The sequence below is a fragment of the Verrucomicrobiia bacterium genome, from assembly GCA_019634625.1.
Lineage (GTDB): Bacteria > Verrucomicrobiota > Verrucomicrobiia > Limisphaerales > CAIMTB01 > CAIMTB01.
The window spans coordinates 1-22,893 of sequence record JAHCBA010000030.1; the positions used below are offsets into that span (position 1 = coordinate 1).

Consider the following 22,893-nt stretch of genomic DNA (forward strand, 5'->3'; position numbering starts at 1 on the left):
GATCATTCGAGGCGCCCCAATTCCGGGGATTACCGTGCTGCGCGATCTCCGCGTCGATGCAGTGGAGCAAGGTGCTGCACCAAGACTCTCGTAGTTGGCTTGCGGATCCAGCCGGAGCTTCGATCTCCACCGCCTGGACACGATTCCCCTGTCCCCCGCACCTTCCAACCCGGAACCCCGTGGATGCATCGGCTTAGTTCAATCGCACCAAGGCGGTCGCCGCTGATTCGGCATCAAGACGCTCCTGGATGGACCCTGCGATCGCGGCGGCCGTGCGTTGGACGGTCCCGGTAAAGACCTCACGCCCGTTGACCCGCACGGTCACTGGGCGGTCGAGATCCAGCAGGGCATCGGAAAGGCGCAGGTCGATCACTGCCGGCACCTGGCCGGTGAGGGTGATGATCTGCCCCTCGCATGCCGCCTCGATCTTTGCGCGCTCGTCGATGGCCTGTTCCTCCGGGGTCCGCGGCGGCCAGGCGCCCGAGTTCCGCCGCCCGCCCGGCCACCACGGTGTTGCGGTTGTAGGCCGCGTCGTTGCCACCGACGAACACCGCAAACGGCAGATTGCGCAACCCCAGCACCGAGGATTCGTTCGGATGCCCCGCCATCATCGCGGCCGACGCGAATCGGTCGGCCATGCGAGGCGCCAGTTGCCAGACTACGTCGCCGCCCGCCGAGTAGCCCAAGAGGTACACGCGGTCAGGATTCACTCCGGACAGGGCCACATGGGCATCGATCAGGCTCTGAAACAGCGGATCGATGTGGGCTTCGTGCCACAGATTCCACGTGTCGGTCGGCGCCCGGGGGGCCACGTAGATGCCCTCGGCCGGTTCGTACAGGCGGATCTAGGTTGCGCCACTGGCGGTCGTTGACCTCCGGACGGGTGTTGCCGCCTCCGTGCATCGAAATCCACAGGCTCCTCCCTTCCGGCGGCGCCTCGCCGAAGGTCCGGTCCAGCCATCGCAGCACCCGGTCGCCATGAGCCATCGACTTCTCCGCCATCGCCTTCCGCCACCGGGCCGAAGGGGAGTTCCCGCACTTCGTTCCCAGGGACAAATTGCAGACGTCCTTCCAACCCGGGGGTCAGATCAAGCCGGTCCGCGACTTCATCTCAAGCGCGCACCCTCCCTCCCCGAGCAGGTACTGATCGAGCATCTCGGACAGCGGATCCACCAGCCAGTACTCCCCCACCCCATGCGCCTCGTAGAACCGGCGACGGCGTTCCCGCTCCGCGCCCAGACGGGCATCCAATTCGGCCACGAACTCGGGAAGCGTCGGCAACTCCATCACCTGTTCCAACAACGCGTTCAAGGAACGGGGGTACAGACCGCCACCCGACCGGCAAGGACGCCCCGATCTTCGCCTTGGATGGTCCGAAAGGCTGGAGATCACCAAGAAGCCCGTCACCACTCCCCGATCCGGTTACTGATCTTCTCGTGGTCCCGCCCGCCATACCGGCGCCCGGAAACGCCATCGGGGCTTTCTCGCAACTCCAGGCTATAGAGAATGCACACACGCCACGGGGACTGGTCCGGCGCAGTGACCAGGAACTCCTCCACAGTGCCCGGTGCGACCATCGCCGTGCTGCCCGACGGATAGTCGCGAGCGACGGTCCTCCAGCCGACCGGTTCGGAGACGTCATCCGGATCCCACACCTGGACCCGGACGTTCCACACCAGAATCCCCAGGGACTCGGCGTTCGTCACCGCGAACCGCGCGATCGACTCATTGGGATGCCTCGGACGAAGGGAGACCGAGATGCGATGCGGGTTGACCCGGTACACAGGCACGTAGAGATCGCCCATGGCATGGACGACATATTCGTCCGCATGCTCCTTCCCGGAGCCGTTCCCCTGAGGTTCCGCGACGCGAGCCTCCGCGGATGCGTCGGGCACGTCTTCGATCGGGAGAGCGTCGAGTCGTTGCGGCGCATCGCCTGGGGGATCGGGCGGCAATTCGGTTTCGCGCGACCGGCCTGGATCCGCGGCGGCACCGTCGGGCACGGCCTCGTCGATCCCAACCTTCGGCACGGCCTTCAGTCGAATCGGTTCCTGTCGGCTTTCCAGCGTGGCCTCGTCGAAGGCGTCCGATGGGGCATACCCGGGCGCATCGAAGCGGTAATACCGAGGCTGGACCTCGGGTGCGGCGCCGATTCGAAAAAGACCCTCCCCATCGAGAGCGATCGGACGCGGTTCGCTGACGATGACTTGAAAACGACCCTCGCGACCGATGGCGATCGGACTCGATTCCCAAACGACGGCATCCTCGTCGAATTCCCGTCGGCCTCGCCGGACGCGGAAATGCGGAACGTCCCGCCCGTCGTCGGCGTCGATGACCCGGCCCGCGAGTTCCCGAATGGGCGAGAGGGTGACGGTGACGTGTGTGACATCGGAGGGCCGATGCACCATGGACGAAACGAATCCGTCGCGCGACACCTCCAGCAGCGTGCCGAACGCCGGGGCATGGGTCCAAACCGCCCTGCCTCGAAGGTCCGTTTCCGGCCGCGCATCGAGGACCCACCTGCCTTCCATCGAAGTCGCCGCGATCACGGCATCGGAGACCGGTTCACCCTCGGGCCCCTGAACGTCCAAGGTCAGCTCGACACCCGGCTGGAGGACGATCGGTTCGATCACCGTGGGCGATCTGCCTGCATCGATCGGCACCAGCCTGGACGCGAATCCAGGCGCCTCCACCAACCCCAACCAGTCCGTGGGTTGGCCGGCGATTCTCATCGCAAAGGCCCCGGTCGCATCGGTGCGCGTGCCAACGACATCCCGGCGGCTTTGCCGGTCCCTCACCCGGACCGTGGCACCCCGGATCGGGCGCTGCCGGGAGTCCACGACGCTTCCGAGAAGGGCCCGCCCTCCCGAAAGGCGAATCCGGATCGGAGCCCCCCTCCTTTCGGCCGGTCGCAGGGTCCGCCGGAAGGGCTCGGCGAATTCGGGGTGCAGCACCTTCAGGCGAATCGACTCCGCGGGAAGTTCGCGGGGAATGACGCTGGAACTCCACTGTCCGTCGATGTCGCTGACCGCGACGATCTTGGTAAGGAATGGAAACTCCTTGGCGTCGCCGGCAAAGTTGGGCGGGGGCCCTTCGATTCGGACCAGGGCGTTGCGTACCGGTTGCCCCTGTTCGTCTTCGATCCTGCCCGCAATGCGCTCTCCCGGCTCCGCTCGGTAAACGTACTCCTCCGGAAAGTCGCCGTGCTGGCGGCGGGTCCATTGGATGAGGCGCGGCACGTAGCGATCATGATTGGCCCAGAGGCCGATCGACTTCAGGGGGGCCTCCGGGTAACGCACCTCCGCCCAACCCTCCTCGTCCGTGTCGATCGTCGCCACCCGACAATGGACCCCGTCCTCCGCCAGCTCGAGCCGAAGCCGCATCCCCGCGATCGGTTCGCCACTCTCCCCGTCCACGGCCCGAAACCGAAGCATGCCCGTCCAAGGCGCTTCGACTGCGGGAACGACCGCCTCCTCCCGCCATGCGGCGGGCAACTCGGCCCCCCCAACCGCCATCCCGACGACGACGAACGCAGCCGATTCTCCCGCGGACACGAGATCGATCGTACGAACCGTCCTCTCGGGATGCGGATTCGCCAAAGCGGAGAGACCGAGTCTCACGGAATTGCCATACTCGGCGAGGTTCGGCCCGTCGCCACTCCATACGATGCGGGAATCGGGATCGGAGAGCCTCGTCGGCGTTTCGTACCGTTGACGCCAATAGTTGAGTGTGTGATGCCCGTATCGAACGGGCAGTTCGGCGACGGTGCCGTCGGCGTAGTTCAATCGGATTCGCGCGATGGTGGCGCCGTTGTCCGCGTAGTAATAGGTCCCGTGCAGGAGGTACAGGCGTCCGAAGGCTCGTCCCACGGCGATCCCCCTCGCCGCGGTGCGGAAGTACCACTCTTCCCGGGTGGCATCGGTCCCCGCCAACCGGATGAGTCCGGAGATCGAGAACGGCACGCCGAGGAAGGTCCGCCTGCCCCGTGGGATCTGCCACCACATGCCGGGCGGATCGAGCTGCCGGTGGAAGACGCCCGGCTCGAGGTGATCCCCCGGGAAGTCGGTGTGGCCGCCCAGATCGATGGCCTCCACGCCCCGGACGTACGGAGCCTCGGACGACCCATCGGGAGCCGCGTCAGGAAGTCGGGTAAGCGCGCCGACACCCAGGAGTCCCAGGAGGCTCGCCCCGAGGATCGAAGCGAAGCGAGGCGTGGGGCGCGCTTGAACCAGCATCTTCAACCGTCGCGGAAGCGGATTCGACCGCTCCACGATTCCCAACAACGGCTCGGAGGCTCCCCCGGCGGGCATGACAGTGGCCAGCTTGAGCAGGGTCGCCCCGTACGCACGGCGCGCGTCGAGATCCGCTCCCCGCAACGCCAGGGCATCGCACGCGGGTTCCAGATCGCGACGGATTCGAGATGCCGCCCACCGGACTGCCGGATTGAACCAATGAATGCAGGTCAGAAGGGTGACCCAAGCGTTCCACAACGTGTCCCTCCGACGGAGGTGCGCGAACTCGTGCCGGAAGATGTGGCGCCATTCGTCCGCTCCCAGTTCGCGAACCAGCCTCGCCGGGAGGACCAGGACAGGACGGAACCACCCGTAAAGACCGGGACCGTCGAGATCCGGATGCACCCGCACCTCCACCGGCCGGCGCACTCCGGCCTCCTGACGACAACGCTCGATCAGTCGTCCCAGCGCCTCGTCCTCCGGAGCCGGACACCGTCGGAGGCAACGCCGGAACAGCACGGCTCCCACGGCATGCCGCACCAGCAGCCCGGCCCCCACCGCACCCCAAAGCACCGACAGCCACTCCATCCACCAAGGAAACCTTCCGGTCCCCGTTCGAGCGACCGAGTCGTCGGCGGGAATCGGCAGCCAGTCGGCGCCGTACACTCGAGGTAGAGCCGAGGGATCCGGAGCGCGAAGCCTCTCCCGATCGCTCACGTCCACCACCGCGACCCCGGGTGCGGGCGCAGCGGGAAGAACGGCTTCCGAGGCCACCGGTCGAGCCGGCACGAGAATCCGTTCCTCCGTCCGCCACGCGGTCAGTCGCTGCCAACTGAGCGAACTGGCCGGAAGGGTCGGGAGGGAGAGTCGAAGCAGGACCACGAACCAGAGTGCGAACGTCCACCCCGGACCCAGCCGATTCCGCAACACGCGCTGAAGGGCCACCACGACCAGAATCAGGGCGGCGCCTTCGATCGAAACCCTGACGACCGCCCCGAACACCGCCATCCACCATTCCGGAAGGTTCATGAGTTTGGCCTTTCGGTGTGCTCGTCCAGGATGCGTTTCATCTCCCGGACCTCCTCCGGCGTCAGCCGTTGCCGGGTGGCGAAGTGAACGATGGCCTCCTTGATCGCGCCCCCGAAGACCCGCTCAAGAAACGTGCCGCTCTCCGCGGCCACCATCCGCTTCCGCGTAACGAGCGGTGTGTAGAGGTAAAGATTCTTGTGCGGCCGAGCCTCGACGAGCCCCTTGCGCACGAGCCGCGCCAGCATGGTCCGGACGGTGTTCGGATGCCGCGAGCCGCCCTCGGACAACGCCTCGATCAGATCGTAGGCCGTCTGGGGCGACCGTTCCCAGAGGAGTTCCATCAAGCGCCACTCCTGCGTCCCCAACGCGGGAGGCGAGCCCGCGTGCTTCTTTTTCCTATTCGCGACCGGCATGAACTCACTACACACGTAGTGGGTTTTTCAGGCAACGAAATTCTCCCCGGCGGCACGCCTTTCCATCGGAGGGCCCAGCTCCCGCGAGGCCAGGCACGGGTTTCGATCGCAGGGGTGGACTCGCGGAGCTCGTCCCTCCGATTTCAACCCCTCGGGGAACCGTTGCTCAATTCCAGCGAAGGATGGCCGTTGCGGCCGAAGCCGCGTCGAGGCGCTCCTCCAGGGACTCGGCGATGGCGGCGGCGGTGCGATCCGCTTTGCCGGCGAAAACCTCCGTGCCGTTGACCGTCACGGTGACGGGCCGGTCAAGGTCGAGCAGGGCGTCGGACAACCGCAATCGAAGCGTCCCCGGAACCTCTCCGCTCAACGCGATCGACTGTCCATCGCACACGGCCTCGATCCTGGGGCGCCCCTCGATGGGGGTCTCGGGCGGAATCTGCAGCCAATAGAAGCGGCGGTGAACGACGTCGTCCTGCTCCCACACGATCTTCTTCGGCCACGGCTGGCGGGTGAAGGTCGCCATCCACGGCAGCGCCTCCGCATCCTTCTTCTGCATCCAGTGCCCGATGCCCTCGTACACGCGGGCCATGTGGATGTAGGCGCCCGGATCCGCCTCGGCCAACCGGCCGAGTTGCGCGGCACGCTCGGCGACGACCGTGTTGCGTCCGTAAGCGGAATCGTTCCCGCCGACGAAAACGGCGAAGGGCAGATTGCGAAGTCCCAGGACCGAGGCCTCGTTCGGATGCCCGGCCATCATCGCCGCGGCCGCAAATCGGTCGGCCATGCGAGGCGCCAATTGCCAGACTCCGTCGCCACCCGCCGAGTATCCGAGCAGAAAAACCCGATTCGGGTTCACTCCCGCGAGGGCGACGTGGGCGTCGATGAGACTTTGGAACAGGGAATCGATGTGGGCCTCGTGCCAGAGGTTCCAGGTGTCCGTGGGCGCACGAGGGGCGAGGTAGATGCCTTCGGCAGGCTCGTAGAGATCGATCTGATTGCGCCACTGCCGATCGTTGACGGCGGGTCGCGTGTTGCCTCCGCCGTGCATCGAGATCCACAGGCTGCGTCCGTCGGTCGGGGCATCCCCGAACGTCTTGTCGAGCCAGCGCAGCTCCCGGGTGCCGTCGCCGATGATCTTTTCCGACATCGCGTTCCGCATCTCCTCCGCGACGCGCGCGGTCCGGTCGGCGAAGAGCAACTCCAGACACCGCGCCGCCTCCGCCTTCGATAAGGAGGCCTGCATGGCGGGCAGATCCGATGGGCGCTCGGAGAACGGCAACGCAAGCCACGCCTCGATGGCGTCGATCGCCGGAGAGGCCGGACGGAGGTTTGCCCAGACCGCGTCGATCGTCGGCTCCCCCTTCTCGAGCGGACCGAACGGCAGTTCCCGAATCTCGTCGCCCACAGCGAATCGAAGTGTGCCTCGAAGACCGGGCTCGAGGCCGAGACGTGCCATGTCGTTCATGTCGGCGGTGCCGGCCTTCGTTTCGGCCTCGGCGACCACGCCGCCCGCCGGTTCGACCGCGCAGACACGGGCCACGATCCGGGTCCCACCCGGTCGATCGAAGAGGCGAACTCCCAGCATCGCACCGGCGCTCTCCGGGGATGCGCCGGCGCGCGGGCTCGTATAACGGGCGGTGACGTTGACCGCCGCCACGCTGCTCTGCCGACGGGACCAGACCATCGGAAAGGAAAGCCCCTCGCGCTTCCATGAGGTCGCGTAGATGGCATGACGCGGTTCATCCGCCTTCGCCTTCGAGGCGTCGCCCGTGAACCAGCCCCGGTTCAATCCGCTGGCGTCGTACTCGTCCGCCCCGGTGAAATGCCAGTCGCCATCCCAAACCTCCACCCAGGTGTGGTTGCCCCGCAGATTGGTCCACATCGGGGTCCCGACCGCCCGGGCCGGAATGCCCACCGCACGGCACGCTCCCACCAGGATGATCGACAGTCCCGTGCAGGTGGCCCGGCTGATCTCGATCGATTCCTTCGGACTCTGGTTCGCCCGCTTCCGGCCCGTGTGGTAGTGGACATTGATCCGGTTGAACAACTCGCGGTTCAGCGTCTGGACCGCCTCGGTCGCGGTCGTCGCCTCCTTCACCAGTTCACCGGCCAGCTCGTAGAACTGCGCCCGCCACGGATCTCGCGGTTCATCGAACACCGCGTAGGGCAGAACATCGTTGTGGAACAATTCGACCGGCACCGACGCCGCCCACGGGAATCGCTCCCGCGCCCGGAATGCGAGATCCAGATTCTCGATCAGGAACTCCGCCGACAACGCCTCGCGATCCGCCTCCGGCATGTGCTCGATCAGGAACCGCGCCGCCTCTTCGCCGGGCGTCCCGTGCCGCTCACGCGCCGCCGCCAGAAACTCGTCGTGGGAAGAACCCCGGGCCGAAGTCGCCAGGGCGAGGAACAGTACGAGGACAGCGCGCATCACGGACCCGGACCCTACCCCTCCACCGCCCCATCGAGAACCGGAAACCGACGCGCCCCGTGCAACTACCGCTTGCGAACCGGTCCAACGATCTCGACCGTGACCGGCACCCCATCGAACTCCTCCGGCACCGAGCCTTCGGGCGACGGCGGCTCGCTCAGGTTGACCTTCAGCGCGTAACCCGAACCTGCCCGGGTGATCCCGATCCCCGCCAGGCCGCCCAGCGAACCCAGCGCCGCCAACGCCGCCACCTTCGCCGCCCGCGCCGCTTCCAGACTGGCCGGTTTCATGACAACACCACCATTTCGGCCATTACACCGGGCCGCCCCGCCGATTCAACGCCAATCACGCGAGCGCCAGCTCGACCTTCAGGGCCTGAAGCACGGCATGAATCGGGTTGGCGTAGGTCAGACCCTGCCCGTTTGCCCCGCCCTGGTCGGACCCCGCAAACAACAACGCCACCGCCCGGAGATCGCTCCCCACGATCAACGATCCGCTGTCGCCCCCCTCCGAGAAGGAACCCTCTTCCGCCCCTTCGATCTCGATCTGGTTGTCGAAGCGGAGCTCCCCGATCCCGAAGGCCACTCGGATATTGTCCAACTCGAACGCGGTGACCCGCCCACGCGTGAGCCCGGTGGTCCGTCCCACCTTCGCCACAACAGTGCCTTCGTCGAGGAACACGTCGCCCACGCCCGTCAGTCGCCCCAGTCCTTTCAAATGCGCCGGTTTCACCTCGATCCCTTCGGCGACCGATGCCAGCTCCCGCAATTCGTCGTACGTGCCGCTCTCGGCGAAGTCGGGGTGCACGCGGTCACCCAGCCTGGCGGTCGCCTTCAGGATGGCGTCTTCCTCCCGGTCGTAATCCAGTTGGCCAAGGGAGATCGGTGCGCAGGCACAGAAGAGAATCCTCAACGGTCGCGGAATGGCCGGGGCGCCATTCACGGCAAAACGCGGGCGCACGGTGCGGCGCATGGACCATCGCCCGTCCTCGACCAGAAATCTTCCTCCCTGCGCCGGGAGCAGTTCCCACGGCAGATTGAGAAGGCCGGCATCCGAGGAACGAAAAACGATCCGACATCCGTCATCCGGCGACTCCCCACTCCATCCGTCGATGACCGGCCCGAACACGGCCTTTCGCAGACGCCCACCGAGGTCCAGGAGATCCACCGGATCCATCAGCGGCCGCCTACCGGCGCCGAACCCGGAGTCGAACGTCCCGGCGTCCCGCAGCAGGGCCTGCCGCACCTCCAGTGGAATCGTCCTCTCCCACGGTCGCCCGGGCGGATCCTCCGCCGGCACTCCGTCCAGATCGGCGGTGACCCGAACCTCGCCTCCCGGCTTCGTTTCGAGGTGGATGGCGATCTCGCGCATGGGCTGGCTCGAAGACGAGCAATGGGAACGGCGACCCCGGAGTGAATCTCAAGCCCGGGCGCGAAGCCAATCCCCATTTCGGGGAATGCCGACGGAGCCGATTCCGTGGTCGCGGCGCGCGATCTCACCCGGTCCCCGTGCCGCTTTCGCGCTCCCGTACGATCCGCCACACGCGCAGGGCCTCGGTGACCGACCAGGCCTGGGCGTCGCAGCCGCGGTGGGTGTGCGGGGCGTCGCCATCCACGATTTCGGGCAGGTGCCCGGCACAGCCTTCATGCAGCAACCGGTCGCTGCTGCCCAGGATGGCGCGGGCAGCGCGCACAGCCTCGGGCCGCCGGTCCCACGCCTCAACCAGCGCCTCGGCGAGAATCGGCAGGAACCAGGTCCACGCAGTCCCGTTGTGGTAGGCAGGTTTGCGCGAGGTGTCTTCGTCGCCTTCATACCGGCCCCGATAGGGACGTTCCGGATCATTCAGCAAACGCCCATCCGGACCGCGAAGCGGCAGCGGCGGCGACACAGGCAACGGAGCGAGCGAACGCACAGCCCCCGGCACCAGGAGATGGCGCAAGGCCGCCATGACCGCTCGTCGAGCCGACACTCCGCGAACCAGACCGAAGGCGACGGGAAGCAGCATGTTGCATCGGAGCGCCGTGTCCGGCGTGGCATCCCGGGCCGGCGTCCCTTTCGGCGCCAGAAGGACGTCGCTGTACCAACCCTGTTCCTCGATCCAGAAATACCGGTGCCAGTGGGCCTCGGCCCGTTCCGCCAGTTCGCCCCAGCGACCGGCCCGGTCCGGGTCGGCGTCGCGCAGGAACCGCAGCGCCCGGATCCACAGCGCCTGAATCTCGACGGGATAGCCTTCCCGGGGCGTGCAGGCCGGATGGTTGGTATCCATCCAGGTGAAGTGCGACGGACTCCAGACCAGCGCCGATTCGGGATCGACCCGGATGCCATTGGGTGTGCCGGTCAGGTATCCCTCGACCAGACGACGCACCACCTCGACGATGGTCGGGCCGCCGGGAGCAACCTGTCGGCGCAGCACCTCTCCCCGTCCTTCCACCGAGGCTTCCTCGACAACGACGGCGTACCAAAGCGGCGCGTCGCTGGTGTCGCGGTTCGAGGCGTTGTCCCCGTGAATCGCATTGGGAAGAGTGCCGCGAACCTCGAACCGCCCGAAGGTCTCCAGAATCTCGATCACTTCCGCACGCCATCCTCCGACCAGCAGCCCGCGGGCCGCGATGAGGGTGTCGCGTCCCCAGTCCAGAAACCAGGGATACCCGGCCACCACCGTTCGTCCGGTGCCGCGCCGCACCACGAACGCCGCGCAGGCCCGACGCAACGCCGATTGCCACCCGTCCTCCCCGTCCCCGACCTCCAACTCCCGACCCGCCGAATCCCCGACAGCTCCGAAGTCGCCCCGAAACACCCGCGCCACCGCATCAAGGTCTGGCCCGTCCGATTCGGCATCGAGCAACAGGACCATGTTGTCACCCGGGGCCAGAGGAATCTCGAACCACCCCGGACTGTATGCATCGCCCGAACCCTGCTGCCCGCGTCCGGCCTCGAACGGATGCGGCACGCCCTCGCACCACTCGGGCTCGCCATGAAACACTCCCCGACTCACGGTCACCCGCAGGTGCCGGTCCTCCGCCGGCCGAAACTCAAATCCCGCCGCCCCGTTGAGGGGACGGCAATGCTCCCGAAAATGGTGCTCCGCCCCGGGGTTCCGCCGGGTCTCGCCATGAAAACTGCGGTCTTCGAGATCCACCCGCAGCGTCAGGCGCACCTCCATCGGCCGATCCCCCGGATCGCGCCTGAACCGCAGGACAGTGGTGTTCCGCCCCTCGATCATCGCGGCCTCGATCGTCAGGGCAACATGGCGTCCATCCCCGGCATTCGCCCGGAACGTCCAGCACGCCACCGGCCCGCCGGTGAACCCGGTCAGGTTGTGCCGGTCGAGGGCGGAAAGAAATCCGTCCGCGTTCAACCAGGCCCGGACCCGCTTGACGAAGACATGCCGGTCCACCGGCACCGACGCATGGAGATTGGCCCCCAACGCACAGTCGTACTTCGACCGGATCGCGCCCCAATCCACCCGCAACCGCGCCATCCCGCCCCGGCCATTGGTGAGCAGGGCCAGTCCCTCGGAATCCACCGGCGCAACCTGCGCCGGTCGGTCCGCGAGGAATCGCACTTCGGCCACAATCTGCGCGGGCTCCCCGTCATGCCGCTCGATCGTCAACCGGCCCGTCACCGACCCGGCCGGCTCACGCGGCGCCAGTGTGGCGACGTATCCGCCAGCCACCGGCACCGACTCGACATGCTCCGCCGTGTCGGCCCCCTCCGTCTCCAGCCAGGCCCGGAATCCCGATTCATCCTGGATCACCAGCCACCAACCGGGCGGCACCAGCGTCACCCGGCGCGCATCCTCGACGCGCCAGATCATCGTGTTGGGGAACGCTTCGCCGGACTCCCTCACCCGCCCGACTGCGGTCCAGTCCAGCAGCACCTCCCGATCCGCCCGGACCCGCGCCACCGCCGTTGAAAGCGCCGCCAGCCAGGCTGCGGGTCCGACCTCAATCTGTCCGGCGAGTACGGACCCGTCCGGGTGCGGCGCGAGGCGCTCGGCCGGCAACAGACCGGCCGCCTGCCGAATGGCCCAGGCCGCACGGGCGTTCACGTCGCGCCAGCGATCCCCGTAGCCGGGTTCGGGTCCCGGCCCGGGAGCAAGGCAGTACGCGGCGCCAGCCTCCAGTCCGGCCACGATCCCCTTCTCGGAGGTCGCCAAAATGGGCGGCGCCTGGCCCAGCAAATCATGGGACCACGCCGCCCCGTCCGGCAGCTCTGTCGCCGGGAATGTCACAGCCGCCGCCTGATCCACCTGCGTGTTGACCAGCACCAGCAACGGCCATTGCCCGTCCGCCGAACACCGGTAAAGGGCGAGGACGGGTGATCCGGGCGGGCTGATCCGGCGCACCGTGGCTCCGGCGAAGAAGGCCGGATGATCGGCCAGCAGGCGGTTCAGGGCGGACAGTTCCCCGACCAGGTTTTCCGGCTGATCCCAGGCCAGCCCGGTCCGCTGATGAACCCGGATCTTTTCCGGGGCCAGCCACTCGACCCCGCAGGTGAACCCGAAGCCGCCGTTCACACTCGCCAGGGCGCACAGGCGGTTTCGCAACAGCGACCAGGCGCGCCCACGGACCGCCAGCCGGTCGTTGTCGTGGGTCTCGCTGTAATGCACGTAGGTCCCCACCCGGGCGCTCTGCTCCAGCGCGTAGTCCAGGTAGCGCTGCACCTCCGCACCCGAATAGTTCTGAAACAGCTCCGAATACGCCCATTGCAGCCCCCCCTCGGTCAGCAGCCGCTCGGTCGCCTCCCACGACCCCCCCAATCCCTCCAGAAGAAACACCGTGTCCGGAAACGCCGCCCGCACCCGCGCCGTGATGTACTGCCACACATGGACCGGGATCTGGTACCCCGCATCGCACCGGAATCCGTCCACCCCGCGCCGGCACCACGTCAGCAACGCCTCCGCCATGAGATCCCAGAGGGCGACATCCCGCTGTTCCAGCTCGACCAGATCCTCCCACACCACCCCCCACGCGCCGGGACTGACATACGTGCCGTCGGCTTCCCGCCGGAAATACTCCGGGTGCTCCTCGAACAGCCGTGATCCCCAGCCGGTGTGGTTGATCACCAGATCCAGAAACACCCGCGCCCCCAGCCGATGCGCCTCCCGGGTCAGCTCCCGGAACTGATCCACCCCGTTGCTGCGCCGGTCGAACTCCACCAGCGCCGGATCCACCGCCGTCAGGTCCAAGGCCGCATACGGACTCCCCATCCGCCCCATCCGCGCATGGACCGTCGGGGTCGGATGCACGGGAAGCAGATGAAGGATCCGGCATCCCAGCCGCCCGACCACAAACGGAAGCTGCCGCGCCAGGTCCCGAAAGGTCCCCGAAGGGGGCAGCACCGCGAACCCCCGTTCCTCCAGCTCCCGGATCGCCCCCTCCCCGGCATCCGGCAGCCAGTGCCGTGCCGCCCGCGTCTCCCCGAACAGCCGCGTGAACGCGCAGTACACCAGGTTGGCCGAACGACAGCGGTCCGGATGCACTCCAATGCCGGCGTCCGGACCTTCCGGCCAGTGAAGATACCCGCGCCCATCCACCAGGTAGGGTTTGGCCAGGGAATACCCCACCTCGGTCAGCAGCAGATCCCGGGACCAACCCGCCCCGTTCCACGTCATCGGCACGTCGTGCCAGGCCACCCCGAACGGCGGCACCCGCGCCGTGTGCGCCCGAACGATCTCCGCCCGCCACGCACGCCCGCGCCCCAACGTCGTCCGCAGCCGCGCCCGCCAGCCCTGGTCGGGATGGATCCCGTCCTCCGCGCGAATGGAAAAGTTGAGTGTGTCGCCGACGTGTCCGACGAGGCGGGCGCCGGGCGCGGGCGACATGACGATCGATGGCATGACCTCGCGCCCAAGCAGACCGCGCCAGACTTGGGTAGGCAAGCCGGAGTGGTGTCTCCGCTGCAAATCGCGAATGGCGAATGGCGAACAGGGCATTCTCCAAGTCGGCATCGAGGAAGCAGCCGTTCGCAGGGACGCTCACCATCCCACGCGTCCTCGTACTCGTACTCAGCCCGAAGGGCGGTACTCGTCCTCGAGGTTCCGCGCCCCCGTTCGATCATGAAAGAACCGGCCCTCACCATCGTCCCCGTTTTCGGACTCGCGTGCCTGGGGCAGAGCCACCGCCAGGACCTCGAAGCCACCTTGCGCGAGGCCTCGGGAAGAGTGACCGAAGGCCGTCGCCACCGCCTACTTCAGCGGGGCCCAGCATTCTTACGGCGACCAACCGTGGTTGCTCGGCAGATCCGCCGTCCTCCCGCCCCCGCCCCTCAGGCAGGCCGTCACGGAACGGCCCCCGCTTCGTGCCCTCCGGCGGATCCAGCCGCACCCCGTACGTCGTCAGCCAGTTCGTGAACCGGTGCGGCGGGTAGCTCGGGCACACAAACAGCTCGAAAGGTCGCAGCCCCGTGTTGGTCGCCAGCAGGCTCCCCCACGTCACCCCCCGCTGCAATGGCGCATCCAAAATCACCTCACCCCGGTGCTCCTCCGCGTCCATCAACGTCGCCATCCCCGGTTGCCGAAGCTGGTTCAAACACACCGTTGCCCGCCCCTTCTCCTTGGCCCGCCCCAACGCCGGCAGCAGCAGACTCGCCAGAATCGCAATCACCGGCACCAGCACCACCAGCAGCAGCGCCAGCGGCCAGCGGCCAGCACAACACCAGCAACACGCACCATCCAATCATCACCAGCAGAAAGTTCATGTCGTTCCTCGCTCCAGTTCTCCACCGAACCCTCACCCCACCCGCCCGCTCCCGTCCCGGTTACAAAACCCTTGCCCCGTTCCCTTCCTTTCCATGCCGCATTCCCCATCGCGTACCGGCCGGCCCAGGCTCCGGGACGTTGCGCAATCGGCACCGGGAGCGCATCGAGATGGCACGGGGCCCCGAGCAAAATCCTATCCGTGGCGGCGCACCGGAACAATGCCCGCCCCGACCAAGAGACCATGAAGATCCAAACGGTGGCCGGTGTGTTGGCAGTGTCGGCAGTGTTGGCCGTGACAATCAGGGTGGGACACGCAAGTCCACCCCCTCCGGACCCGTTCCGGCTCCAGATCCTTCATGCCTCGGATCTCGAGGGCGGCGTGGAGGCGATTGGCGACGCGCCCAATTTCGCAGCCGTAGTCGAGCATCTGGTCGGGACGGAGGACCACACCGTCATTCTGTCGGCAGGTGACAACACCATCCCCGGCCCGTTCTTCAATGCCTCGGCGGATCCGGGGCTGCGGGCCACGCTGGATGCCGTCAACGAAGCCTGGTTCGGGGTTTCCGGGCTGGACATCCGCGAAGGAGCGGGGCGTGGCGACATCACCGTGATGAACGTGATCGGGTTCGATGCCTCGGCGTTGGGGAACCACGAGTTCGATGCGGGGACCGGCGTGCTGCGGGAGATGATCGGACCTGTGTTCTCGGGGCAGGGCCTGGGGGGCGTGCGCTGGCTCGGGGCACAGTTCCCCTATCTGAGCGCGAATCTGGACTTCACGGCGGATGGCAGTCTGAACCCGGTGTTTACCAACGCCCTGTTGGCCGGCACCGCATTTCGTTCGCAACCGGACGATCTCGCGGCGGCCGCCGCAGCCCCAAAAATCGCGCCCGCCGTGACCCTCGAACGCGGAGGGCAACTCATCGGGGTCGTCGGGGCGACCACCCCGATGCTGGCGGCAATTTCATCACCGGGTCAGACACGCGTCATGACAGCCGGGCTGGAGGGAATGGCCGATCTGGCAGCGGTGCTGCAACCGAACATCGACCAGCTGCTGGCACGTGGCATCGACAAGATCATCCTCGTCTCCCATCTCCAGCAACTCGCACTGGAACGGGAACTCATCGGACTGCTGCGCGGGGTGGATGTGGTGATTGCCGGGGGATCCGACAGCATCCTCGCCAATCCGGAAAACGCCCTTCGCGCCGGCGACGTGGCCGTCGAGTCCTACCCCATCGTGACCCGCAACGCCGACGGCGACCCGGCGCTGGTGGTCAGCACCGACGGCCAGTACAAATACGTCGGCCGGCTGGTGGTCACCTTCGACCCGCAGGGCCGGGTCCTCCCCGAACGGCTGGACCCCGCCGAATCCGGACCGTGGAAAACCGACGACGATGGCGTGCAGGCGCTGTGGGGCGAGGCCGGCCAACCCTTTGCCCCGGGCACCCGCGGGGCCTTGGTGCGCGCCGTCACGACGGGCGTGGCCGGAATCGTGACCGCAAAAGATGGCCATGTGCTGGGCCGCTCGTCCGTCTTCCTCGAAGGCCGCCGGCTGGCGGTTCGTACCGAAGAGAGCAATCTCGGGAACCTGACCGCCGATGCGAACCTCTGGATGGCGCGAACCGTGGATCCCACCACCAGCATCTCCCTCAAAAATGGCGGCGGCATCCGCGCCGAAATCGGATCGATCGACGGCCGCACAGGCGAGTTGAAACCGACGTTGCCGAATCCCCTGTCCGGCAAGCAGGCGGGTGAAATCTCCCAGCTCGATATCGAAAACAGCCTCCGCTTCAACAACCGCCTGACCCTCGTCACCGTCTCCGCCGCCGGATTGAAACAACTCCTCGAACACGGAATCGCCGCCAGCCGGCCAGGGGCGACTCCAGGTCAGTTTCCCCAGGTCTCCGGCATCGAGTGCCTGTATGACCTCACCCGCACGCCGGCCCGGTTTCACCCGGACGGCTCCGTCATGACCCCCGGCGAGCGCGTGCGGCACCTTCGGGTCACCGGATGGCGCAACGAACGAAGTGATGTGCTGGTGCGGGACGGGGAATGGATGGGCGATCCCGGGCGGACTTTCCGGGTGGTGACGCTCAATTTCCTGGCCGATCCCCAGGCAACCCAGCCGGGCTTGGGAGGCGACGGATATCCGTTTCCGGCCGTTGGACATGAACGCCTGGACCTGGCACCCGTCCTTGCAGACCGCCCAGGCACCGCCACCTTCGCGCCCCCCGGCAGCGAGCAGGATGCCCTGGCCGAATACCTCCTGGCCGCCCATCCGACCTTTGCCTATTCCGAACCCGAGACAGTCCCGTCCCTCGACCGGCGCCTCGCCGATCTTGCCGTGGCCGCGCCCAGATTCTTCTCCGTCCGACCCGTGGACGCAGGCATGGAACTGGTTTTCCCAACGGTGGCGGGCCGCACCTACCGGCTGCAGCACAGCTCGGAGGTCCCGGGACCCTGGGAGCCGCACGCAGCCGGCGTCCTGCTGGGGGATGATCTCACCCGGACCCTCGTCGACCCGGTCCCATCCGCCTCAGTCGCGCGGTTCTACCGCCTGATGGAAGTCACGACCCTGCAAGCCCAGCCATGAGGGTACGAGTGCCGGTACGAGTACAGGTACGAGGCCTGCCGAAGGAGTCTGCGATGCGCTTCCGTGCTGCCCGCGAAGGCGCCATTCATTGACACCCTATCTTCACCAAGGTCTGGAATCCGGTTCCCAGCAGATCCACTGCCATCCCACAGGATTGGCCCAACCGTACCGCCTGCCGCACCGTGAAGATCGCGGGGCTCGACGTCCGCACAGTGGGGGCACCCGACCGCGTCGCACGAGTTGTCCTGACGGATTATGCCGTATCCATGCAGTAAGGACGAAAGCGATGGCGCCGCAGATTCCCGGGCAACACGAGGCGTAAGCGAGGCGCGTTTCGGAGCCCGGATCCGCCAGGAGCGAACGACGAAGCTCTTGCCCGAAACAATCAAGCCCAGCTTGGCGAAGGAGAATTCCAAAAGCACAAGAACGATAGTAGTCGCTATCGGGGATTGAACCCAAAGCCATGAAGAATTCTCTTCCCACTATCGGAAGGAACCTCGTTAGACAGTTGTTCCTCTCCAACACGCGCGAAGTGCGCCGGGCAAAGCGCATCAAGGCGATTCAATAGGGGATGCTGAAGGCTGCACTCGTCCTTGCCCTGCGACTGCCGCCCGTCCTCTTCATCCATAAACGTGTCCGGCGTCGACACCCTGAACAATCCATCCCCACATGAACCATGTGTCCTGACTTTCGAGCCTTGCACCATTGGGTCTGAGTCTGCTGGCCCACGCCCGGAGACGTCGCGATGGAATGGGAGTGACAGATCCGGGCGCCGGGGATGAATTGCCAAAATCTGGCGGGTGGCCCAGTCATCCGGAATCCCAGCCGCGGGCGTCATCCCAAATCAACCGGCAACACCTTCCCGGGGCGACTGCGAGACCCGTGAGCGGGGTGTCATCCGCCCTGCTCCTTCCCCGCTGCGTCCCCGACCGCCACATTCCTTCCAGTCCCGTCCCGTGAATCGACGCAAACGGCGTGCATATGCACGCCGTTTGCGTCCCATTCCTCCCCTGACACCCCTGCCCCCGCGATGGATTTCGGGCCCCCCTGCTCCACTGAATGCCACCGCCCCAGCTCCTCCCACTTGTCGTTCACCACCACCCCGCAAAGGGCGCATCTGCGAGTTGTCCGGAAGTCGCAACGGATCGGGGTCGGGGCCGTGTATCCCGGAGTTGTGGGGAGAGGTGCGAACGTCGCCGAGCGGCGCTTCGGAGGGCCTAGTTCCACGAGCCCGCAACGGTGTGGAACGTTGGGTTGAGGACTCGCAGAGCTCGTCCCTCCGATTCGCTGCCTTCTCACCCACAACTCCGGGATGCACCGGGGTCGGGGTCGCTATGGGAATCGGTATTGACTGGAGCCATGAGGATTCCCGGATCTCGTCTCGACAGCCTCCCCCCCTGTTTTCCAGTTTTCCTGACGCTCCTTCGACGCTCCCCCCATGACCGACCTGTCCCAGGCCCTCCGTTCCCTCAGACGTCATCCCCGCTTCAGCAGCACCATCGCAGTCATCCTCGCCCTCGCTTTTGGAGCCGTCATGGTCGTCGTTCGTCTCGGACATCTCGCCCTCGATCGCCCCCTTCCCATCCGGACACCCGGCGAGGTGTTCGCCCTGGTCGTCCCCGAAGTCGGCAGCCACTTTTCCATACCCGGCTTCGACTCCGTTCGATCCCAAACCCACCTCTTCTCCGACACCACCGCGTTCGCCACCAGCACCCAGGTCGTTCGGCACGATCATCATGCCTCGCGCCGACACCTCCAACTGGTCGCCCCCAACTACTTCGAGTTCATGGGCATCACCCCTGCCCTCGGACGCCCGCTGACCACGGCGGACCGCAGCCTCCCGCACCTGGTCATCGCCCACGCCTGGTGGCAAGGCGAGTTCGGTTCCAGCCCCGACGTCCTGGGTCGGACCGTCCAGATCCAGGGACGACCGTTCACCGTGACCGGCGTTGCCCCGCCCAACTTCCCGGGTTGCACCCCCCTCGATCCTGCCGATGGCTGGCTGCCCCTGGACTTCGAATCGGATCTGGGACTGCCCGGACAATTCACGTACGGGGGAGGGCGTTGGCTCAAAACCCTCGTCCGACTCCACCCCGGCCGCACCCCCGACACCACCGCCGCCGCACTCCGCGTCATCGAGTCGGACCTGCTGGAACCCTGGATGATCGAGGAGCGCCGGCACCTCGAACTGGTACCCGCCGGGCGCGGCCTCATCCCGTTCGAACGACGCGCCGAGGGCCGTCGCGCCCTCACCGGATTGCAGGCTGCCGTCGCCATGGTGCTCTTGGCAACCGTTGCCAATCTGGCAGGTCTCATCGCTTCCCACAGCCTTCAACGCGACCGGGAACGCGCTGTCCGTCTCGCCCTCGGCGCCACCCGAGGCGCCCTCCTCCGCCAATCCCTCGGGGAAGGAGTCCTCCTCGCCGCAGCCGCCACCCTCCTTGGAACCCTCTTCGCCAGCGCTGCCTGGCGTGCCCTGTCCGCCGTCCTCCCATCCCTGGCCCCGTTCGCCGCCGACGCTCCCGGGGTTCTCCCCGCCCTTCTCACCGGGCTCCTGGCCCTCACCATCGTCCCCGTTTTCGGACTCGCGTGCCTGGGGCAGAGCCACCGCCACGACCTCGAAGCCACCTTGCGCGGGGCCTCGGGAGGAGTGACCGAAGGCCGTCGCCACCGCATCCTCGGCAGTGCCTTGATTGCCCTGCAGGTCGCCTTGTCCGCGGTGCTTCTGCTGGGCGCCTTCAATGTCGCCCAAGCCCTCCGCCAGCGAAGTTCCCTTCCGTCCGGCATCGACTCCGGCCCAGCATGGATCGCCCGCTTGTGGCTCCGTGAACCCTCCGCCGCTCCCCCGGTCTTTGCCCTCCAACTCGAGGCGCTCCAGGCCCAACTCCAAACCATGCCCGGCGTGGCCCACGTCGCCCTGGCCACCGATCCGCCCCTCGGTCCCTCCGCGCGCATGGCAACGCTGGGAGGTCACCCGCACGCCGACTCCCCCCGCCTGTACACCATGAACGCCGTTTCTCCGGGCTTCTTCGCCACTCTTGGCATTCCCCTCCTCGCGGGTCGTGATTTCGCCCCACACGACCACTCCAACGCCGAACCGGTTGTGATCCTCAGCCGCCGCCTTGCTGAAGCCCTGACAACCGACGGCTCCGTCCTCGACACTCTTGTCTCTCTCCAAGGCCGGTCCCACCGGGTCGTCGGCATCGTCGAAGAAGCCCGCTACCTTCGCTTCGAGCCCCCTTTCCTTCTTGGTACCGCCTACTTCAGCGGGGCCCAGCATTCCTACGGCGACCAACCGTGGTTGATCGGCAGATCCGCCATCCTCCCGCCCCTGTCCCTCAGCCAGGCCGTCACGGAACGTATCCAGGCCGCGGATCCGGGTCGCCAGCCTCCTCTTGTGGAATCCTACGCAGCCTTTGCCCGGCAAACCCTCAGGGACCAGCGCCTCAGCGCCCGTCTCCTCGCCAGTGCCAGTGCCATCGGGCTCATCCTCGTCAGCCTCGGCATCTTCGCCATCCTCACTCATCAGGTTGCCCGTCGCACCCGCGAGATTGCCCTGCGCCTCGCCCTGGGTGCCTCCCGATCCCGCGTCGTCGCCATGGTCCTGCGTGGAGCCCTCGTTCCCACCACCCTCGGCCTCGTTCTCGGCGCCTCTGCTGCGGCCTTCCTGTCCCCCCGGTTGGCCGACATCGCCCTCGTCGTCTCCACCCGCCCCACCCCCACACACGTCGCCCTCGTTGCCCTTGGACTTCTCACCCTCGCCGTCCTCGCCGGCGCCACCTCCGCCCGCCGTGCCGCCCGCCTGGACCCCATGACCCCCCTTCGGGCCGACTGAACCGCAGCGATCCGTCAGGGTTCCTCAAGGCCCAGCCATTCAACCTGTGCGATGGCGACCTTGTTTCGTGCCGGATCGCCCACCCGCTCAATGGAAATCCGGTAGCGCGGGTAATACCCCGGAGAGGAGACCTCGAACGATCGGCGGTTGGTTTGGCAGGCCCATTGGATGTCCGTCCGGCGGTCCAGCTCCGTCCAGGATTCCCCGTCGTTGGAGCCATGACCGCCATGGAACCAACCTGCGACTCGCGACAATGACAGCGCGGGCGGCATGTTGAAGGCGGAGGGAAGCCGGGCCGCCCGAGAGGCGAAGAACGGTACGGTTCAGGTCCCGAGTCCAAATCCGGCCCGGTACGATTTGCGGATCAGGGGCTCGGCCTCGGGGGCATTGGTTGCGCGCATGTCGGCGGCGTTCCACTCGATGCGGCGTTGGAGGCGCGTGGCTAGATTCCCCACCAGCAACGCCTCCGTGAACGGGCCGGAGTAGGCAAAGCCCGCCCGCGCCAGTTCGGGCCTTCCCGCCTTGCAGGCCTGGACCCACTCGATGCGATGCCCGGGCGAACGCGGAATCGTCTTCGGAGGCAGCTTGAACGCCGCGCGCCGGCTCTCCGGAAACAGTTTCGGACTGCCGGACCAGCCCCCGCAAACCATCGTCCCCAGGTCACCCACGAAGTAGATGCCGTTGTCCGCCAAATCCATCTCGTCGCCGAGATGCTCTGGGGTTGGCGGCATCTTCCCGCCGTCGTACCAACGTACCTTTAGCGGCGGCCGGCCTGACGGTGCGGCAAACTCCAGGGTCAGGATTTGCCACGCGGGGTAGGTCTCGCGTCCGAGCGCGCTGCTCTCGCACGCCGCCGCGATGGGCGCACCCAGATCGAGCGCGTAGAACGCGGGGTCCAGGTTGTGAACCGCCATATCGCCCAGCGCGCCGGTGCCGAAGTCAAACCAACCGCGCCACTGAAAGGGATGGTACGCGGAGTGGAACGGTCGCTCCGGCGCGGCGCCCAGCCACAGATTCCAATCGAGTGTCGCCGGCACGCTTGAAGTGTCCGCCGGACGTTCGGCGGGTTGCCTCCACCATCTGCCCGCACGGTCGGACCAGCCGTGGATTTCGCGCACCGTGCCGATGGCCCCTGCCTGAATCCATTCGCGCGTCAGGCGCAACCCTTCCCCCGCGTGCCCGTTGTTGCCCATCTGGGTGACGAGGCCGGTTTCCCGGGCCACGCGCGTCATGATCCGCGCTTCCTCGATGGTGTGCGCCATCGGCTTCTCGACATAGACATGTTTGCCCGCGCGCAGCGCAGCCAGGGCAATGGGCGCGTGCATGTGGTCGGGAGTGGCGATCATGACGGCGTCAAAGTCCTTTTGCTTGTCCAGCATGACCCGGTAGTCCTTGAACCGCGCGGCCTGCGGAAAGGCATTGAAGGTGCCGGCGGCCCTGGATTCGTCCACGTCGCAGAGCGCCACGATGTTCTCGCTCTTGAGATCGTTGAGCACGCCGCCGCCCTGGCCGCCGACACCGATACCGGCGATGTTCAGTTTCTCGCTCGGGGGTGTCTGGCCCTGGCCGAGGACGTGTCGGGGCACGATCTGAAATCCCACTGCCGCAGCGGCAGTGGCCTGGAGGAAGCGTCGTCGTCTCATGGCATGGGTTCCAT

Annotated in this window: 13 protein-coding genes; 2 read left to right on the forward strand and 11 right to left on the reverse strand. The window is 67.0% G+C overall.

Translation table 11 applies throughout. The annotated features are described in order from the left end of the window. Window positions 1-299: 299 nt before the first annotated feature. The 9 genes from KF833_16530 to KF833_16570 all read right to left on the reverse strand — a co-directional run bounded on the left by KF833_16530 (window position 300) and on the right by KF833_16570 (window position 14,788). Entirely contained in the window at window positions 300-812 is a 513-nt protein-coding gene (locus tag KF833_16530; protein ID MBX3746918.1) for a hypothetical protein, read from the reverse strand. A 271-nt stretch (window positions 813-1,083) separates the two neighbouring features. Next, window positions 1,084-1,311: a Uma2 family endonuclease gene (locus tag KF833_16535; protein ID MBX3746919.1), complete on the reverse strand. Its 228-nt coding sequence runs from the start codon at window positions 1,309-1,311 to the stop codon at window positions 1,084-1,086. Window positions 1,312-1,403: 92 nt separating this feature from the next. Next, on the reverse strand, window positions 1,404-5,261 hold the full coding sequence (locus KF833_16540; protein ID MBX3746920.1) for a carboxypeptidase regulatory-like domain-containing protein: 3,858 nt from the start codon (window positions 5,259-5,261) through the stop codon (window positions 1,404-1,406). After that, window positions 5,258-5,674: a BlaI/MecI/CopY family transcriptional regulator gene (locus tag KF833_16545; GenBank protein MBX3746921.1), complete on the reverse strand. Its 417-nt coding sequence runs from the start codon at window positions 5,672-5,674 to the stop codon at window positions 5,258-5,260. Before KF833_16545 ends, KF833_16540 begins: the two co-directional genes overlap by 4 nt. A 166-nt stretch (window positions 5,675-5,840) precedes the next feature. Continuing rightward, window positions 5,841-8,108: a hypothetical protein gene (locus KF833_16550; protein ID MBX3746922.1), complete on the reverse strand. Its 2,268-nt coding sequence runs from the start codon at window positions 8,106-8,108 to the stop codon at window positions 5,841-5,843. A 65-nt stretch (window positions 8,109-8,173) separates the two neighbouring features. Next, complete coding sequence (locus KF833_16555; protein ID MBX3746923.1) at window positions 8,174-8,398, reverse strand: hypothetical protein; 225 nt, start codon at window positions 8,396-8,398, stop codon at window positions 8,174-8,176. A gap of 55 nt (window positions 8,399-8,453) precedes the next feature. Beyond that, on the reverse strand, window positions 8,454-9,479 hold the full coding sequence (locus KF833_16560) for a hypothetical protein (protein ID MBX3746924.1): 1,026 nt from the start codon (window positions 9,477-9,479) through the stop codon (window positions 8,454-8,456). A gap of 124 nt (window positions 9,480-9,603) precedes the next feature. Continuing rightward, window positions 9,604-13,950 (reverse strand): glycogen debranching enzyme N-terminal domain-containing protein, encoded by a 4,347-nt coding sequence (locus KF833_16565; GenBank protein MBX3746925.1) that lies wholly within the window; start codon window positions 13,948-13,950, stop codon window positions 9,604-9,606. 235 nt (window positions 13,951-14,185) lie between these two features. Continuing rightward, window positions 14,186-14,788, reverse strand: a complete 603-nt coding sequence (locus tag KF833_16570; GenBank protein MBX3746926.1) for a hypothetical protein — start codon at window positions 14,786-14,788, stop codon at window positions 14,186-14,188. Window positions 14,789-15,052: 264 nt separating this feature from the next. Between KF833_16570 and KF833_16575 the strand changes: the two genes are divergently transcribed. Both KF833_16575 and KF833_16580 read left to right on the forward strand, forming a co-directional pair. Further along, on the forward strand, window positions 15,053-17,401 hold the full coding sequence (locus KF833_16575; protein ID MBX3746927.1) for a bifunctional metallophosphatase/5'-nucleotidase: 2,349 nt from the start codon (window positions 15,053-15,055) through the stop codon (window positions 17,399-17,401). A 1,438-nt stretch (window positions 17,402-18,839) separates the two neighbouring features. Continuing rightward, window positions 18,840-21,236, forward strand: a complete 2,397-nt coding sequence (locus KF833_16580) for an ABC transporter permease (GenBank protein ID MBX3746928.1) — start codon at window positions 18,840-18,842, stop codon at window positions 21,234-21,236. A 14-nt stretch (window positions 21,237-21,250) separates the two neighbouring features. Here KF833_16580 and KF833_16585 read toward each other — a convergent pair whose 3' ends face one another. Next, window positions 21,251-21,508, reverse strand: coding sequence for a hypothetical protein (locus tag KF833_16585; protein ID MBX3746929.1), 258 nt, complete (start codon window positions 21,506-21,508; stop codon window positions 21,251-21,253). A 51-nt stretch (window positions 21,509-21,559) separates the two neighbouring features. Next, window positions 21,560-22,879: a Gfo/Idh/MocA family oxidoreductase gene (locus KF833_16590; GenBank protein ID MBX3746930.1), complete on the reverse strand. Its 1,320-nt coding sequence runs from the start codon at window positions 22,877-22,879 to the stop codon at window positions 21,560-21,562. Window positions 22,880-22,893 lie beyond the last annotated feature (14 nt).

Excerpts from the sequence above, each read along its gene's own strand:
- KF833_16540 (MBX3746920.1), bottom strand. The coding sequence starts at position 5,261 with ATGAACCTTCCGGAATGGTGGATGGCGGTGTTCGGGGCGGTCGTCAGG.
- KF833_16545 (MBX3746921.1), bottom strand. The coding sequence starts at position 5,674 with ATGCCGGTCGCGAATAGGAAAAAGAAGCACGCGGGCTCGCCTCCCGCG.
- KF833_16550 (MBX3746922.1), bottom strand. The coding sequence starts at position 8,108 with ATGCGCGCTGTCCTCGTACTGTTCCTCGCCCTGGCGACTTCGGCCCGG.
- KF833_16555 (MBX3746923.1), bottom strand. The coding sequence starts at position 8,398 with ATGAAACCGGCCAGTCTGGAAGCGGCGCGGGCGGCGAAGGTGGCGGCG.
- KF833_16560 (MBX3746924.1), bottom strand. The coding sequence starts at position 9,479 with ATGCGCGAGATCGCCATCCACCTCGAAACGAAGCCGGGAGGCGAGGTT.
- KF833_16565 (MBX3746925.1), bottom strand. The coding sequence starts at position 13,950 with ATGCCATCGATCGTCATGTCGCCCGCGCCCGGCGCCCGCCTCGTCGGA.
- KF833_16575 (MBX3746927.1), top strand. The coding sequence starts at position 15,053 with ATGAAGATCCAAACGGTGGCCGGTGTGTTGGCAGTGTCGGCAGTGTTG.
- KF833_16580 (MBX3746928.1), top strand. The coding sequence starts at position 18,840 with ATGACCGACCTGTCCCAGGCCCTCCGTTCCCTCAGACGTCATCCCCGC.
- KF833_16585 (MBX3746929.1), bottom strand. The coding sequence starts at position 21,508 with ATGCCGCCCGCGCTGTCATTGTCGCGAGTCGCAGGTTGGTTCCATGGC.
- KF833_16590 (MBX3746930.1), bottom strand. The coding sequence starts at position 22,879 with ATGAGACGACGACGCTTCCTCCAGGCCACTGCCGCTGCGGCAGTGGGA.